This window comes from Vibrio sp. Isolate25, assembly GCF_022398025.1.
Classification (GTDB): Bacteria; Pseudomonadota; Gammaproteobacteria; order Enterobacterales; family Vibrionaceae; genus Vibrio; species Vibrio coralliilyticus_A.
This window is the reverse complement of sequence record NZ_JAKEUT010000008.1, coordinates 113757-128447: the sequence shown is the minus strand read 5'-3', so window position 1 is coordinate 128447 and position 14691 is coordinate 113757. Positions and strand designations below refer to the sequence as shown.

General features: G+C 45.4%; 17 protein-coding genes. All 17 read right to left on the bottom strand.

Annotated elements, in window-relative coordinates; genetic code table 11:
- Positions 1 to 45: 45 nt before the first annotated feature.
- Positions 46 to 1266, bottom strand: coding sequence for a c-type cytochrome biogenesis protein CcmI (gene ccmI / locus L1D15_RS15745; RefSeq protein WP_239867686.1), 1221 nt, complete (start codon positions 1264 to 1266; stop codon positions 46 to 48).
- Positions 1266 to 1745 carry a cytochrome c-type biogenesis protein gene (locus tag L1D15_RS15740; protein WP_239836859.1) on the bottom strand — a complete coding sequence of 160 codons (480 nt, stop codon included), beginning with the start codon at positions 1743 to 1745 and terminating at the stop codon, positions 1266 to 1268. Before L1D15_RS15740 ends, ccmI begins: the two co-directional genes overlap by 1 nt.
- Positions 1742 to 2296, bottom strand: coding sequence for a DsbE family thiol:disulfide interchange protein (locus tag L1D15_RS15735; RefSeq protein ID WP_239867683.1), 555 nt, complete (start codon positions 2294 to 2296; stop codon positions 1742 to 1744). The genes L1D15_RS15740 and L1D15_RS15735 overlap by 4 nt, the downstream gene beginning before the upstream one ends.
- Positions 2296 to 4254: a heme lyase CcmF/NrfE family subunit gene (locus L1D15_RS15730; RefSeq protein WP_239876383.1), complete on the bottom strand. Its 1959-nt coding sequence runs from the start codon at positions 4252 to 4254 to the stop codon at positions 2296 to 2298. The genes L1D15_RS15735 and L1D15_RS15730 overlap by 1 nt, the downstream gene beginning before the upstream one ends.
- A complete protein-coding gene (gene ccmE / locus L1D15_RS15725) occupies positions 4251 to 4736 on the bottom strand; it encodes a cytochrome c maturation protein CcmE (RefSeq protein ID WP_171748606.1) in 486 nt (161 codons plus the stop codon). Before ccmE ends, L1D15_RS15730 begins: the two co-directional genes overlap by 4 nt.
- Positions 4733 to 4939: a heme exporter protein CcmD gene (ccmD, locus tag L1D15_RS15720; RefSeq protein WP_239867676.1), complete on the bottom strand. Its 207-nt coding sequence runs from the start codon at positions 4937 to 4939 to the stop codon at positions 4733 to 4735. The genes ccmE and ccmD overlap by 4 nt, the downstream gene beginning before the upstream one ends.
- A 4-nt stretch (positions 4940 to 4943) precedes the next feature.
- Positions 4944 to 5690 carry a heme ABC transporter permease gene (locus tag L1D15_RS15715; protein ID WP_239876400.1) on the bottom strand — a complete coding sequence of 249 codons (747 nt, stop codon included), beginning with the start codon at positions 5688 to 5690 and terminating at the stop codon, positions 4944 to 4946.
- A 114-nt stretch (positions 5691 to 5804) separates the two neighbouring features.
- Positions 5805 to 6473: a heme exporter protein CcmB gene (gene ccmB / locus L1D15_RS15710; protein ID WP_239836864.1), complete on the bottom strand. Its 669-nt coding sequence runs from the start codon at positions 6471 to 6473 to the stop codon at positions 5805 to 5807.
- 2 nt (positions 6474 to 6475) lie between these two features.
- Positions 6476 to 7096 (bottom strand): cytochrome c biogenesis heme-transporting ATPase CcmA, encoded by a 621-nt coding sequence (ccmA, locus tag L1D15_RS15705; RefSeq protein WP_239876382.1) that lies wholly within the window; start codon positions 7094 to 7096, stop codon positions 6476 to 6478.
- A 188-nt stretch (positions 7097 to 7284) separates the two neighbouring features.
- Positions 7285 to 7779 carry a DUF2802 domain-containing protein gene (locus L1D15_RS15700; RefSeq protein WP_239876381.1) on the bottom strand — a complete coding sequence of 165 codons (495 nt, stop codon included), beginning with the start codon at positions 7777 to 7779 and terminating at the stop codon, positions 7285 to 7287.
- Positions 7779 to 8273 (bottom strand): chemotaxis protein CheW, encoded by a 495-nt coding sequence (locus tag L1D15_RS15695; protein WP_006959436.1) that lies wholly within the window; start codon positions 8271 to 8273, stop codon positions 7779 to 7781. The genes L1D15_RS15700 and L1D15_RS15695 overlap by 1 nt, the downstream gene beginning before the upstream one ends.
- Positions 8274 to 8310: 37 nt before the next feature.
- The gene (locus tag L1D15_RS15690; RefSeq protein WP_239876380.1) at positions 8311 to 9315 is read right to left on the bottom strand and encodes a chemotaxis protein CheW; all 1005 of its coding nucleotides are present in this window, start codon (positions 9313 to 9315) and stop codon (positions 8311 to 8313) included.
- Positions 9308 to 10084: a ParA family protein gene (locus L1D15_RS15685; RefSeq protein ID WP_239836868.1), complete on the bottom strand. Its 777-nt coding sequence runs from the start codon at positions 10082 to 10084 to the stop codon at positions 9308 to 9310. Before L1D15_RS15685 ends, L1D15_RS15690 begins: the two co-directional genes overlap by 8 nt.
- Before the next feature lie 12 nt (positions 10085 to 10096).
- Positions 10097 to 11227, bottom strand: a complete 1131-nt coding sequence (locus L1D15_RS15680; RefSeq protein WP_239867667.1) for a chemotaxis response regulator protein-glutamate methylesterase — start codon at positions 11225 to 11227, stop codon at positions 10097 to 10099.
- Between the two features lie 24 nt (positions 11228 to 11251).
- Positions 11252 to 13519, bottom strand: coding sequence for a chemotaxis protein CheA (locus L1D15_RS15675; protein ID WP_239876379.1), 2268 nt, complete (start codon positions 13517 to 13519; stop codon positions 11252 to 11254).
- Positions 13520 to 13528: 9 nt separating this feature from the next.
- Entirely contained in the window at positions 13529 to 14248 is a 720-nt protein-coding gene (locus L1D15_RS15670; protein ID WP_239836871.1) for a protein phosphatase CheZ, read from the bottom strand.
- 38 nt (positions 14249 to 14286) lie between these two features.
- A complete protein-coding gene (gene cheY / locus L1D15_RS15665) occupies positions 14287 to 14655 on the bottom strand; it encodes a chemotaxis response regulator CheY (protein WP_006879571.1) in 369 nt (122 codons plus the stop codon).
- Positions 14656 to 14691 lie beyond the last annotated feature (36 nt).

Here is a 14691-nt window from a genome sequence, read left to right as displayed (position 1 = left end):
AAGACCGGTGAAAAACACCGGTCTCTGTACATTCATAACGAGTATCTATTGATACTGCTTATCAATTATAACTTCAACAGGTTGACCCATTTTAACGGCTTCACTCTCACCAAACCAGTCCCCTTGTTTAGTTGCAACGTTTCCATCGCTATCAAGACGCACTCTTACCATCAAAGACTCCAATGACGATAGCTTACGATCTTGCAACATGCTATTCCCATCATCTAGAACCACAGTCCTTGGAAAAGAACCTAGTGGATACCTAGCTGCTGCAACTGGCATAGGAGCTCCATCAGCGGTATGCACCGAGACTATCAATACTGAATTAGGGGCCGCTTGAACTTGATCACTGAGCGATATAGAAACAGACACTGACTTGCCACTAGCAACATGTTCACCCATTTGCTTCTGGGCATTCTCAATACTGCGTGACAGCATTTCGTAGCGACTGTCTTGCGGGCCAATCATCTGCTGCATAATCCCCCAGTAGCGGACCGCTGCTGAATAATCCTTACGCTCGTAAGCATCAAAAGCTAATAACGAGAATACCCTCAAGTCCACATAATCACTTTGGACCAACTCACCAAGAATCTTTCGAGCCTTGTCTTGATCGATTTCATCCTGTGACAACATCAGTGCCTGAGCATAACCCAATTTGACATCGGTGTTTTCAGACTCAAGCTTATAAGCCTTTTTCATTGCTCCAATGGCAGTTCCCACATCTCTATTCGCAAGAGCGATACGACCGAGTAACAGCCAACCCGTTGAATCATCAGGCTGATAGTGAAGACGGGTACGTAATGCTAACGTTAAATCACGCATTTCGTCGTCACTCAACGCTGTTCCTTCCGGTGCCATTAATTTTTTCGACAAAGCTGGTAAGTTGGCACTGACTTGTTGCCATTCTACGACTTTATCTGAAGCACCAAACTTCATGTACATCGCATAAGATAGAACAACAACAAGAAGCACGGACGGGACAAGGACGGCCATCGGTGAAATACCACTGACGCTTTCTTTCTGCTGCTCATTTGGAATATCATCCAATAGAGACTGCTTCAGATCATCAATCAGGTCCTGCTGATTTTCAACCAAGCCTTCTTCGGCTTCTTCTTTAAGTTCGGATAAACGATCTTTGTAAAATGCTTTATTCAGCTCATCACGTAACGCTTCATCATTATTGGCTTTCTTACGTATGATCGGTAGCGCGATAAAAATTGAGCTCAATACAACAAGAATGACTGAAGCTACCCAAAATAATGTCATTACTGCTTATCTCCATCATTCTTATTATTCAGCAGCTCTTTCAAGCGTGCTTCTTTGTCTTGATCCCATGTTGAATCTTGAACAGTTTGCTCTTTTCGAGAACGCGTTCTTAAGACAATAAAACCAAAGCCAAATACAACCACAAATAGAGGACCTAACCACAAAATTGCCGTTGCAATGGTGAACGGTGGGTTATAAGTGACAAAGTTGCCGTAGCGAGCAATCATATAATCTATGATTTCTTGTTTCGACTTGCCCTCTTTTGTCATTTCATACACTTTTTGCCGTAAGTCGACAGCCAGCTCGGCATTAGAATCCGCGATCGTATTGTTCTGGCATTTTGGGCAACGAAGTGTACTTCCTAGCTCCTTGAACTGCTGCTCTTGTTCTAGGCTTTCAAACTCATAAATTTGAATAGCAGCATTTGCAGCGAGAGAAAAAGCCATTGCGGCTAGTACAGCAAGGATCATTTTTTTCATTGCCCTGCCTCCACTAGCATTTGCTCATACATAGGCTTGAGCGTTTCATTCCAGTTGCGCTCGTTAACATCACCAACGTGACGATAACGGATTTTCCCTTGCGCATCGATTAAGAAGGTTTCCGGTGCACCGTAAACCCCGAGGTCCAAACCTAACATTCCATTTCCGTCAAACAAGCTGATCAAATAAGGGTTGCCTAACTCGTTTAACCATTGCACGGCTTTACTGCGATCATCTTTATAGTTCATCCCGATGATCTTAACGCCTTGGGCTGCAAGTTCATTCAAATATTGGTGTTCTGCGTAACAAGTTGGGCACCACGTCGCCCATACATTTAAAAGTAGAGGCTCACCCTTAAAAATTGATTGATCGTAGAGTTTGCCCGGCTCAGCCAGATCTTCTAAACGAAACTCAGGCACGGACTTTCCTACCAGAACAGACTCAAGTTTAGTTGGATCATCACCATGTGAGTTCTTCACCAACTGAGTAGCGAATACTGCCACCAAACCTAAAAACGCCAACAGTGGAATAAATAGAAGTTTCTTACTCATTATGCCTCCTGCGGTTTCACGCTTTTTCTGAACCGGTAACGCTTATCGCTAATAGCAATTGCGCCGCCCAATGCCATCAGCAACGAGCCAGCCCAAATCCAACGAACAAAGGGTTTGTAATAAATACGGACAGCCCAAGACTTGTTGTCATCCAAACGCTCTCCCATCGCAATATACAAATCACGAGTGACGCCTCGGTCAATTGCGGCTTCTGTCATCATTGAGCGAGCGGTACGGTAGAAACGCTTTTCTGCATGAAGCGTATTAATGTATTTGCCATTATGAGTGATTTCGAAGTCTGCGATGTAACCGTCATAGTTCGGGCCATCTTTATCACGCAGACCTTGGAAATAGAAGTCATAGCCTTGCATGTTGTAGTGCTGACCAGGAGCCAAACGTACATCGCGTTCGATACTGTAATTCTGCACCATGGCAATACCAATAATGCTGACTGCTAAACCAATATGCCCCATCATCATCGCCCAATGACTTCGCTGCAATTTCTTAATTCCGACAGCAAAGCTGTGGCGATGGGTCGCTCGTTCATACAACTCAAAACCATGCATGAAGATAATCCACAATGCCATCACCCAACCTAGATATGCCATGAATTGGAAAAAGTCAGCAAACAGGTAGACAAAAACACCCGCCAGAGCGAATGACGCTACACCGGATATCAGCATAGGTTTAAGCAAGCTGGAGAGATTATCGCGCTTCCAACGAATCAGCGGACCAATACCCAACAAGAACGAGAATGGGATCATTAGCCAAGCAAATAGCATATCGAAGAATGGCGCACCAATAGAAACAGAACCAAGGCCGATCTGCTTATGTACTAACGGTAATAGTGTTCCTACTAAGACAACCACTAAAGCAGCAATCAATAACACGTTATTGCCAAGTAGTGCGTTCTCACGCGATACAAGATCAAAGTTACCGCGAACTCTAACCGTGGCACCTTTTAATGCAAATAGGAGTAATGAACCACCAATGACAAACACTAGGAAGCCAAGAATAAACATTCCTCGTGAGGGATCGGAAGCAAACGCGTGAACTGAAACAAGAATGCCGGAGCGAACAAGGAACGTACCCAATAAACTCAATGAGAACGCTGAAATAGCTAACAGTACCGTCCACGCTTTGAAAGTGCCGCGTTTTTCTGTCACTGCAAGCGAGTGCATCAGCGCCGTACCTGCTAGCCAAGGCATAAACGACGCGTTTTCGACAGGATCCCAGAACCACCAGCCACCCCAGCCAAGTTCGTAATAAGCCCACCAAGAGCCTAGTGCGATACCCAAAGTGAGGAACAGCCAAGCGGCTGTGGTCCATGGTCGTGACCAACGTGCCCAAGCCGTATCGAGTCGTCCTGTCATCAATGAGGCGATAGCGAACGAGAAAGCGACAGAGAAACCGACATAACCCATGTACAGCATAGGCGGATGAATGATCAGCCCAGGGTCTTGGAGTAGCGGGTTTAGATCTCGCCCATCAACAGGGAAAAACGGTAATGTTCTAAGAAATGGGTTAGAGGTGACGATTATAAACAGTAAGAAACCAACACTGATCATCCCCATCACAGCAAGCACTCGCGCAACCGATTCTTGAGGCATACCACGACTAAATGTTGCTACTGCAACCGTCCAAGCCGCTTGAATCAATACCCAAAGTAACAGAGAACCTTCATGAGCTCCCCAGACCGCAGTCAGGCGGTAGTACCAAGGCAACTGACTGTTTGAGTTAGTCGCAACGTAATTCAGTGTAAAATCATTGGTATAAAAAGCCCAAAGTAAAGCAGCGAAAGAGAGTAATAGAAGTAGGAACATTCCCCAAGACAACGGTCTTGCGGTGTTCATCAACATTGTATTATTTCGTGATGCACCGACTAATGGCAGTATGCTCAACAGTACTGCCATCGCCAGTGAAACAATCATGGCAAAATGGCCAATCTCAGCAATCATTGACCGCTTCCTTGTTTTTGTTGTTCTGTATATTCGAGCGGCTGGTGATTTTTCTTCATCGCTTCCGCTATCTCAGGCGGCATGTACTCTTCATCATGCTTAGCCAACACTTCAAATGCTTCTACCGTAGTGGCATCTTTAAGAACACCCTGGGCAACAATCCCCTGCCCTTCACGGAATAAGTCAGGGAGAATTCCATCGTAAACAATAGTCACTTTCGGGCCTACATCATGTAAGTCAAAAGAAACGCGCAATGACTCAGGGTCACGTCGTACCGACCCCTCAACAACCATACCACCGATACGCAGCCGCTGGCCGACTTCAGGTTTCGTGCCATCGGGTTTACCGTCTACGAGCTCCGTTGGTGTATAAAATAGATCCATATTTTGATTCAGTGCGTAGAGCATTAAGCCAACAGTTGCACCAATACCAATGAAAATGGCTAAGACAATTCCCAGCCTTTTTTTACGCCTCGGATTCATAGTGTGTTCTCCAAATTTTTAGCCGCATCAATACGCGCTTGTCTGTCAACTTTCGACTGCACTTCATTCAACAGCTTTTTGCCACGACGGATACTCACCGTAAGCAGAACAAACATCGAAAAAAATGTGATACCAAAAGCGCTCCAAACATAGCCGGCATAACCGCCCATTGCGAAAAAATCGCTCAAAGATTCAAAATGCATCAGTTTAATTACCTCTCTGAGACTGAGCTAAAGCAATCACCCACGGACGGTGACTCTCCTTGCTGATAATCTCATTACGTAGGCGAATCATAGTCACCGCACCAAAGAAAAATGCAAAACCAAAGATGTTCAACAACAACGGCCAGAGCATATCGCTAGATATGGAAGGTTTTGCAAATTTAGTGATAGTCGCTCCCTGATGTAAGGTATTCCACCACTCTACTGAGAAATGAATAATCGGTAAGTTCACAACACCAACAATCGCCAGAATACCTGCCGCTTTGGCCGCTGTTTTCTGGTCATCAAATGCGTGGTATAACGCAATCACACCCAAGTAAAGGAACAAAAGAATCAGCTCAGAGGTTAAGCGCGCATCCCACACCCACCATGCTCCCCACATTGGTTTCCCCCAGACCGCTCCCGTCAGTAGAGCAATGAAGGTATACACTGCACCAATTGGAGCCATTGCGGAAGCCGCCATATCCGACAATTTAACCTGCCAAACTAAACCGATAAATGCAGCGATGGCCATGGACATGTATACGCCCATTGACCAAATCGCAGAAGGGACATGGATGTAGATAATCCTAAAACTGTCGCCTTGTTGATAGTCTGAAGGGGCGAAGGCCAGCCCCCATACTGTCCCGACCGATAAACACAGTAGGGCTAATATGGAAAACCAGGGCAAAAGCTTACCACATAGCTGATAAGCGGTTTCGGGCTTGGCATAAGGATGAAGCCATTTCCACATCGTCATTCTCACTCTTACTTCAGTGTTGTCTTGTTACGTCTCACGGACTGATTTTGACAATTATTAGTTTTGTAATTTATATAAAGGGAATTTTTCGTGCTTGATCGAAAACAATTAATTTACACTTACACGCAAAGCCGCACTGATAGCAAATGGCGTCAAGGTCATTGCGCCCATAAACATGGCACCAAGTATGGCCAATTGACCGTTGTATGCCATTCCCAGTGATGCTGCATCAATCGCTGATGTCGCGAAAATCAATATTGGTATATACAAAGGCAACACGAGCAAACTCAGTAGCACGCCACCTTTTTGTAAACCAACCGTTAATGCCACCCCGATTGCTCCAATGAAACTTAACGTAGGTGTGCCAATCAGCAGGGTGGTGACAACAGCCAGCCACGAGTTCATATCCAGGGAAAGCAAAATAGCCAATAAAGGGCTAATTAAAATCAGTGGCAACCCCGTCAGCACCCAGTGTGCAATCACTTTTGAAATCACCACGACAGGCAATGGGACAGGCATTAGCATCATTTGTTCCAAAGCCCCATCCTGAAAGTCATCTCTAAATAACCTTTCAAGAGATAATAGTGCCGAAAGAAGAGCAGCCACCCAAACGATACCAGCGGCAATACGAGCCAAGAGGTTAGGTTCAGGCCCAATACTCAACGGGAATAGCGTGATAACGATAATAAAAAACCACAGAGGGTTGAAAATGTCTGCCTGACGGCGAAAAGCAATCAGCAGTTCTCGTCGGATAATACTACTCATCGTTGCAAACATGACTACTCACCCAGCTTTATTTTTCTTAATTTTGGATTATCAGCAAACATGTCCTGATGCGTCGTCAGTATCACAATGCCCCCATTTTCAGCATGACTGAGAAAGAGTGACTCCAGAACTTTAACTCCTTGCTTATCGATCGCCGTTAAAGGCTCATCTAAAATCCAGAGTTTGTGTTCACTCAGCCACAAACGTGCCAGCGCAACCCTACGCTGTTGGCCAGCCGATAACTGCGCAACGGGGACATCTTCACGCCCCGCCAGCCCTACTTTCATAAGGGCACTAAAAATGGTCTCTTTGTCTACGAGTTTACGAGTATGTACATTGAGATAAAATCTTAAGTTTTCGTAGGCAGTCAGTTCACGTTTTACGCCTGTTTGATGGCCTAGAAACAACAAGTCTTGATGGTAACCATCTCGATTGGATTCTATGTTTTCGCCATTCCAAAATATCTCACCATCTTCTCTATCGCCAAGCCCAGTAACGATTCTCAACAGTGTCGTTTTTCCTGTACCATTTCGACCCTCCACCTGGACTAACTCACCGGAATTAATAACAAAAGAGAGGGATTCAAAGAGAACTCTTTCATCCCTGATGGCGGTCAGCTGAGATACTTCTAACATGGACATTCACTACATAAATTTTGTGTGGGTATAGTACCACAGCCACTCTCACACAAAATAGAATTAGCCCCACGCGAATCACGAAACTCGGTAAGATTATGTTAATAATCTACCATGGTTCATTTCAACCACCACTAAATGGTTACATTTGAACACAAAAAAGGATGCCGCTGGCATCCTTCCTATTACTACTTTCTGGCACTTTTTCGCCGAACAGCTGATTTTTTTTGTTCATCGCTAGCGCGCAAAGGCGGGACTTTCTCTTTACCTGCAATTTTCTTCTGCAGAGACAGCATCAGTTCAGCTTCAGCTTTTGGTAATTCGCATTCTTCAATCAGCTCATTGACATCTGCCCCCAACTGAACCATTTTCGTCGCTCTGGAGTACAGACGTCCGTCACCATCTTCTTGTTCTAGTTCTGATATTCTTTCATTCAGATGCTGGATGATATCTTGCTGTTCACTGACACGCTGACCTAGCCCAACAACCACTGAGCGTACCTCAAGCAACTGCTTGTTCGCTTTCTGTAACTCTTTATCCAAGTGTCTATTTTGTTGCCGCCAATGATCAGCTATCAAACGCTGCCCTTTCTTAATTCGAAAAAGAGCTAATATAACCAACAGTACAACCAGTGCAGCAACCCCCGCAATCACAGGAGCATTTGCAAATACAACTGCATCCATTACAGGTGTGCCATCTCATCCCATTCTTCATCGGTGAGAAGTTTATTCAGATCAACAAGAATCAGTAGTTTACCATCGCGGTTGCTCACACCTTGGATAAACTTAGCACTCTCATCCGTACCAACACTTGGTGTGGTATCGATTTCAGAAGAACGTAAATAAACCACTTCAGCAACGCTATCGACAAGAATACCAATTACTTGGTGTTCTGATTCAATCACGATAATACGCGTGTTATCCGTGATCTCACCTTCCATCAAACCGAAGCGTGAACGAGTATCAATCACTGTGACAACATTGCCCCGTAGATTGATAATACCCAGAACGTAATCAGGCGCTCCTGGTACAGGGGCAATCTCTGTATAGCGAAGCACTTCACGTACCTGCATTACGTTGATGCCGTAAGTTTCTTCTTCAAGCTGGAACGTCACCCACTGAAGTACTTCGTCATTGGACTGATCTTTTCTTACTTCGACTTCATTAGTTTGAGACATACCTATTCCTCTCTAAGCCTAAATCGGCATAAATGTTTTATTTATCTAAGGCTTTTACATCAAGTCCTGCATTAAGCATAGCTATCAATGCTTCAACATGGATCAAAGCACACATTTTTTCTTTAACCATACCTGCGAGCCAAGGGCGTTTTCCTGCTGTTTTACGCCAACGCACTTTCTCTGGATTCAGTGATTCTGTTCCCATTAACTGTGTGGAAGCAAGGCCCCACATACTTTCATCCAGCATCACAATGTATTGATAATCATCTTTGTAGGTTTCATCAGACAGTTTTTCCGCCATGACCCACTTCGCTGTATCAACCACATCAAGCTGAGCTTCACGACTGGTTTGCAAACCTAAGTACCAATCAGGGCGACCTATTAAGTGATTTAACTCGGCAATTCGATGAATACCACCGAGTTCATCCAATGGCACTGCAAACGTAACACCATTGACATCAAAATAGAGAACCTGAAACTCAATATCACGCTCCGTAGAGTGCCAAGTGCCTAGACCACTATCACCAGTCTGTGTTTCAGGCTGAACTTCTACTTGGTCTGCATTTTCGGTGATGATTTCAGGCTCAGATTCAAGCTCTGTTTCTACTTCTACTGAAATATCTGGTTCAGCAATAACTTCGGCTACATCAGGAGTTTCAACATCCCATTCCTGAATCTCTTCTATCGCCACTTTCGCTTCAGCAATCTGAACCGTATTTTGCTCCATCACTTCTTCAAGCTGAAGCTCAGCAACCGGATTGGTAGACTCCAATTGCTCTAGCAGTCTCTCCACATCATCCAAATTTGGCACTTCTACTTCTGCTGTGAGTGCCGAGTAGTAACTCTTTTCTTCTACCGATTGCATGACAGGTTCTGGCTCTGGCTCTGGCTCTGGCTCTGGCTCTGGCTCTGGCTCTGGCAAGTAATCCTGAGCACTGACTATCTCTTCTAGAAACTCTTCAGATTCAACCGTTTCATCAAGTAGCGCAGAAAAATATTCATCCAGCGCCTGTTCACTTGATAGTAAAGTATCACTACTCATTCACCGCTAACCTCTCTAAGTAGATCAACAGCTGTTTGTAAGCAAAAACACCCCTGCTCCCAGAAGCAAAGTGTGAAACTGGGAGATGTTTTAAACTGGCATCTCTAAATTTAGTATCGATTGGCACAGCAGAAGACCATACTTGGTCAGGATAATCCTTCTTTAATTGCTGTAAAGTTTGTAATGACGCCCTTGTACGCTTGTCATACATGGTTGGAACAATGGTGACATTAAACGCTTTATTGCGTGATTTCTGCATAATCGCGAGCGTACGAACCATCCGCTCAAGACCTTTCATCGCCAAAAATTCAGTTTGAACAGGGATGAGGATTCGATTACTTGCCGCTAGTGCATTCACCATCATAACGCCAAGTATCGGCGGGCAATCTATTAAAACGTAATCATAATGGTCTTTTATTGCCATCATCGCTCGCTTTAGAATGAGCCCCATGCCACTGCGATTCCCCATCACTCGGTCCAGAGTTGCGAGTGACATGTGTGCAGGAATGATATCAATACCTTCAATGTCAGATTTCATCACCAGCGGCAAGACACTTTGCTCGTTGAATTCCTTTAATTGAAAGAGATCGAACAAGCTTGCTGGAACACCATCAGAGTCGTACCCCAAATACGTCGTCAAAGAAGCATGGGGGTCCGTGTCAACAAGTAGTACCCTTTTACCTTGTTTGCTCAACAAACCAGCCAGAGTAATCGTAGTCGTTGTCTTGCCTACGCCTCCTTTTTGGTTTGCGATACTCCAAACAATCATGCGCTACTACTCCTACGACAAACCAACTTCGACCAGCATACGCTCTGCGATACGGTCTAATGGTAGGTCTTCTGTGGAAATACCAGCTTTAGCAACCGCTTGTGGCATGCCATATACAACACAGCTTTCTTCATCCTGTGCCCAGATGGTCGAGCCAGCACTCTTAAGCATACGAGCGCCTTCACGCCCATCCGCTCCCATACCTGTCAGGACCATAGAAAGTACTTGATCTGAGTATATTTTTGCCGCACTACCAAATGTCACATCCACACACGGCTTGTAATTCATACGCTCACCACCATCAATGATGCGCAACTTAGCTGAGCCCGGACGACCATCGATCATCATCTGCTTACCACCCGGAGCCAAATAAGCCACTCCTGGTTTCAGTGCATCGCCATCTTCTGCTTCTTTCACTTGAATTTTACATAAAGAATTCAGGCGACTCGCAAAGGCAGCAGTAAACGTCGCTGGCATATGCTGGATTAACACAATAGGGTGAGGATAGTTTGCTGGTAATTTAGTCAAAATCTTCTGCAAAGCAACGGGGCCGCCAGTTGAAGTACCAATAGCTGTGAGCTGATACTTCTTACCACTCGACTTAAATCTCGCTGAAGCCGCTGGCTTCGCTGCAGATGACGTAACTGGACGAGTCGCACGTTGAGTCGCAGTTGTCGAAGTTGCTGACCTCGCAGCCGGACTGGGCGTTGATGCAGGTTTTGCCGCAGGGCGGCGCATAAATGTACGGCGAGAAGAGATTTGAATAACTCGTTGCTGCAACAAAGACACCGCTTCATCACGATTGCGCGCAATATCCTCAAATTTCTTCGGTAAAAAATCCAGTGCTCCGGCATCGAGGGCATCCAGTGTCGCCTTTGCACCATCATGTGTGAGCGAGGAGAACATTAAAATTGGCACTGGGCTTTTGGCCATAATTTCACGGACGGCGGTGATTCCGTCCATTACTGGCATTTCAATGTCCATCGTAATGACATCTGGCTTCAGTCTGACTGCTTTTTCAACGGCTTCCTTGCCATTAGTCGCCACATCCATAACCTCAAGGCGAGGTTCAGAGTTGATTATTTCACTGACTCGGCGACGAAAAAAACTCGAATCATCTACTACTAAAACTTTAATCGCCATAGCTATCCTTTTTAGTTCTACGACTTAGATTCGAGAAGCAGCTGCATACTGCTTGAGCAAATCCGGTACATCCAGAATAAGCGCGATATGTCCATCACTGGTAATTGTCGCACCCGCCATTCCTGGCGTGCCTTGGAGCATACTATCAAGTGGTTTAATGACCACTTCTTCTTGCCCAATCAAGGTATCCACAACAAAACCTACGCGCTGACTGCCAATCTGGACGATAACAACATGACCATGCCCTTTACGAAGCTCTACGTCTCCAGCTTGTGGGGCAAGCCAGTTTTGAAGGTAAAATAGCGGGATTGATTTCTCACGAACGATAATGGTCAACTGCCCATCAACAACGTTAGTGCGGCTCAAGTCGAGGTGGAAAATTTCATTAACGCTTGCTAGCGGTAGAGCGAATGGATGTCCGGCAACACCTACCATCAAGGTTGGTAGAATCGCTAAGGTTAATGGAACCTTGATCGTAATTTTAGTGCCTTTACCCATTTCCGAGTCAATATCAATGGAACCATTCAAAGTATTGATGGCTGTTTTCACCACATCCATACCAACACCACGGCCAGAAATATCCGAAATCTGCTCTTTACTAGAGAAGCCAGGCATAAAGATCAGATTAAAACACTCTTTGTTGGTCAAACGCGATGCGGCATCTTCATCCATTATACCGCGCTTAACAGCAATGCCTCGAAGCTTATCAGGATCCATACCGCCACCGTCATCCACAATGGCAAGTTCAATATGGTCACCTTCTTGTGAAGCAGATAAAATAACTTTACCCGTTCTTGGCTTACCCGCTTTAACGCGGTCATCTGGCATTTCAACACCGTGGTCAACAGAGTTACGCACTAAGTGGATCAGTGGATCTGCAAGGGCTTCAACCAGGTTTTTATCCAGATCGGTATCCTCGCCACGCATCTCAAGATTAATATCTTTCTTCAAGCTCCGGGCAAGGTCTCGTACCACTCGAGGGAAGCGGCCAAATACCTTCTTAATTGGCTGCATACGAGTCTTCATTACTGCGCCTTGTAGATCCGCAGTAACAACATCTAGGTTAGCAACCGCTTTAGACATTTCTTCATCGTTACTATTCAAGCCTAGACTCAATAGTCGGTTGCGGACAAGAACCAACTCACCCACCATATTCATAATGGTATCCAGTGTTGAAGTGTCAACACGCACTGTAGCTTCTGCTTGAGGCTTTTTGGCTTGTGCTGCTGGCGGCGCGGCTTCTTTTTTGGCAGGTGGCGCGGCTGTCTCTTTAGGTTTAGGCGCCGAAGTGACTGGTGCAGCCGCAGTTGTGCTGGCTTTCGGAGCAGCAGCCGCTTTAGCAGGCTCCTGAGCTGGTGTGGTATTTTGTGCTATAGGTTTAGTTGCCGCATCCAACTCTTCAACAGAAGGGCCTTTTCCTGAACCATGTAAATCATCAAGAAGCTTTTCAAATTCGGCATCCGTCATGAGGTCACTGTCACCGCCAGATGCCGGAGCCGGTGATTCAGGTTTGCTTGGAGGTGGTGTAGAAGCCGTCGGGGTAGCCGCTGCCCCTTCCCCTGGCGCTTTCCCGGTTCCGTGCAATTCATCTAAGAGTTTTTCAAACTCATCATCTGTGATATCACCGCTCATGTCACCATCGAGAGCTGATGGAACGGCTGGGGTTTCTGGGGTTGTATCGGCTCCGGCTCCCGGCGCACTGCCTTCACCATGTAGCTCGTCTAACAGTTTTTCAAATTCATCTTGCGTAATTTCATCAATAGAACCTGCAGAGACCGTTTCAGAACTTGGCTCTTCAGCAGCTGGCTCAGTGACAACAGGTTCCTGAGAAACCACAGGTTCTTCTACGACCTCAGGTTCAGCGGGTGCTGTGGCACCTGTTGATTCATCTTCATCCGCCGATTGAGGCTGACTTAAGCGATGTAATTCATCCAACAGAGATTGGTCGGCAGAAGTCAAAGGCTCACGGTCTTGTACTGCTTGGAACTGTTCATTAACAGTGTCTAACGCTGTCAACATGGTATCCATGAGACTTGCAGATACCTGGCGCTGTCCATTGCGCAAAATATCGAACACGTTCTCCGCACCGTGACAAGTATCTACCAATTCGGTTAATGAGAGGAAACCAGCCCCGCCTTTGACAGTGTGGAAACCACGAAAGATTGCATTTAAAAGGTCTTTGTCATCAGGGTTATTTTCCAACTCTACCAACTGCTCTGAAAGAAGCTCTAAGATTTCTCCGGCTTCGACCAAAAAGTCCTGTAGAATGTCTTCGTCTAGTTCATAGCTCATAAGTTACCTCTAAAACCCAAGACTCGAGAGTAAGTCGTCGACTTCGTCTTGTGATGAAACCGCATCTTCCCTTTCATGAGGGTTGAGAATCGGTCCCTCTGGGTCTATCGATGAATTGTTCTTATTGTTTGCAGCATCTTCTAGCTGGCTAGCACCAAATGCTGTCAGTATTTCTACCAAACGGCCTTCAACTTCATTAACTAAAGTAATCACTCTGCTAATAATTTGACCCGTCAAGTCTTGGAAATCCTGAGCCATTAGAATCTCGGTCAGTTGACCTCTAAGTTCAGAGCTATCGCCCTCAACCTCACCTAGTAAGGCGTCAATACGGTGGCAAAGCGCTTTAAATTCATTGAGTTCTATACGCCCATGCATGAGCTCATTCCACTGAGGTCGAACCTGAAGTAGGCCCTCATGGAGGTTATCGGCTATTGGCATGCAACGGTCGACAGCATCCATAGTTTTGTTCGCTGCTGTTTCTGTTTTGTCAATCACATACTGAAGCCTATCCCGAGCATCTGGGATTTCGTCATTGGCAATCTGACTCATACGTTCATCAAGGCTAAATTGCTTGATAGACTCATGGAGATCACGAGTCAGCTCGCCTATTTCTTGCAGCATAGGGTTTGCTGAACCTTCATGTATATTTTTAACAAGTTTGTCAGCTTCTTCCTGCTGGTCGTTCTCTAACAACTCTACGAGGTGCTTTGCCTGTTCTAATGAAATCATTCTGAATTGGCCTTTCGCGTTATCGTCAATTCCTTGACTTATAAACGCTCAAAGATTTTATCTAATTTTTCTTTTAATGTTGCTGCAGTAAATGGCTTAACAATGTAACCATTAACACCTGCTTGCGCAGCTTCGATGATCTGTTCACGCTTCGCTTCTGCCGTGATCATCAGAACAGGTAGGTGTTTAAGTTCATCGTCGGCACGAATATGCTTCAAAAGGTCAATGCCTTGCATTCCTGGCATATTCCAGTCTGTCACAACAAAGTCGAACTCACCCTTCTTTAGCATTGGTAACGCCGTTAAGCCGTCATCCGCTTCTTGAGTATTATTGAAACCTAAGTCACGAAGTAAGTTCTTAACGATACGGCGCATTGTTGAAAAATCGTCAACAATAAGGATCTTCATGTTTTTATTCAAAATTGCCTCCACTGAGTTCGATAT

Excerpts from the sequence above, each read along its gene's own strand:
- L1D15_RS15700 (WP_239876381.1), bottom strand. The coding sequence starts at position 7,779 with ATGGATGCAGTTGTATTTGCAAATGCTCCTGTGATTGCGGGGGTTGCT.
- L1D15_RS15680 (WP_239867667.1), bottom strand. The coding sequence starts at position 11,227 with ATGGCGATTAAAGTTTTAGTAGTAGATGATTCGAGTTTTTTTCGTCGC.
- L1D15_RS15740 (WP_239836859.1), bottom strand. The coding sequence starts at position 1,745 with ATGAAAAAAATGATCCTTGCTGTACTAGCCGCAATGGCTTTTTCTCTC.
- L1D15_RS15735 (WP_239867683.1), bottom strand. The coding sequence starts at position 2,296 with ATGAGTAAGAAACTTCTATTTATTCCACTGTTGGCGTTTTTAGGTTTG.
- L1D15_RS15675 (WP_239876379.1), bottom strand. The coding sequence starts at position 13,519 with ATGAGCTATGAACTAGACGAAGACATTCTACAGGACTTTTTGGTCGAA.
- L1D15_RS15670 (WP_239836871.1), bottom strand. The coding sequence starts at position 14,248 with ATGATTTCATTAGAACAGGCAAAGCACCTCGTAGAGTTGTTAGAGAAC.
- L1D15_RS15730 (WP_239876383.1), bottom strand. The coding sequence starts at position 4,254 with ATGATTGCTGAGATTGGCCATTTTGCCATGATTGTTTCACTGGCGATG.
- ccmI (WP_239867686.1), bottom strand. The coding sequence starts at position 1,266 with ATGACATTATTTTGGGTAGCTTCAGTCATTCTTGTTGTATTGAGCTCA.
- L1D15_RS15715 (WP_239876400.1), bottom strand. The coding sequence starts at position 5,690 with ATGTGGAAATGGCTTCATCCTTATGCCAAGCCCGAAACCGCTTATCAG.
- ccmE (WP_171748606.1), bottom strand. The coding sequence starts at position 4,736 with ATGAATCCGAGGCGTAAAAAAAGGCTGGGAATTGTCTTAGCCATTTTC.
- ccmB (WP_239836864.1), bottom strand. The coding sequence starts at position 6,473 with ATGTTTGCAACGATGAGTAGTATTATCCGACGAGAACTGCTGATTGCT.
- L1D15_RS15690 (WP_239876380.1), bottom strand. The coding sequence starts at position 9,315 with ATGAGTAGTGATACTTTACTATCAAGTGAACAGGCGCTGGATGAATAT.
- ccmD (WP_239867676.1), bottom strand. The coding sequence starts at position 4,939 with ATGCATTTTGAATCTTTGAGCGATTTTTTCGCAATGGGCGGTTATGCC.
- ccmA (WP_239876382.1), bottom strand. The coding sequence starts at position 7,096 with ATGTTAGAAGTATCTCAGCTGACCGCCATCAGGGATGAAAGAGTTCTC.
- cheY (WP_006879571.1), bottom strand. The coding sequence starts at position 14,655 with ATGAAGATCCTTATTGTTGACGATTTTTCAACAATGCGCCGTATCGTT.
- L1D15_RS15695 (WP_006959436.1), bottom strand. The coding sequence starts at position 8,273 with ATGTCTCAAACTAATGAAGTCGAAGTAAGAAAAGATCAGTCCAATGAC.
- L1D15_RS15685 (WP_239836868.1), bottom strand. The coding sequence starts at position 10,084 with ATGATTGTTTGGAGTATCGCAAACCAAAAAGGAGGCGTAGGCAAGACA.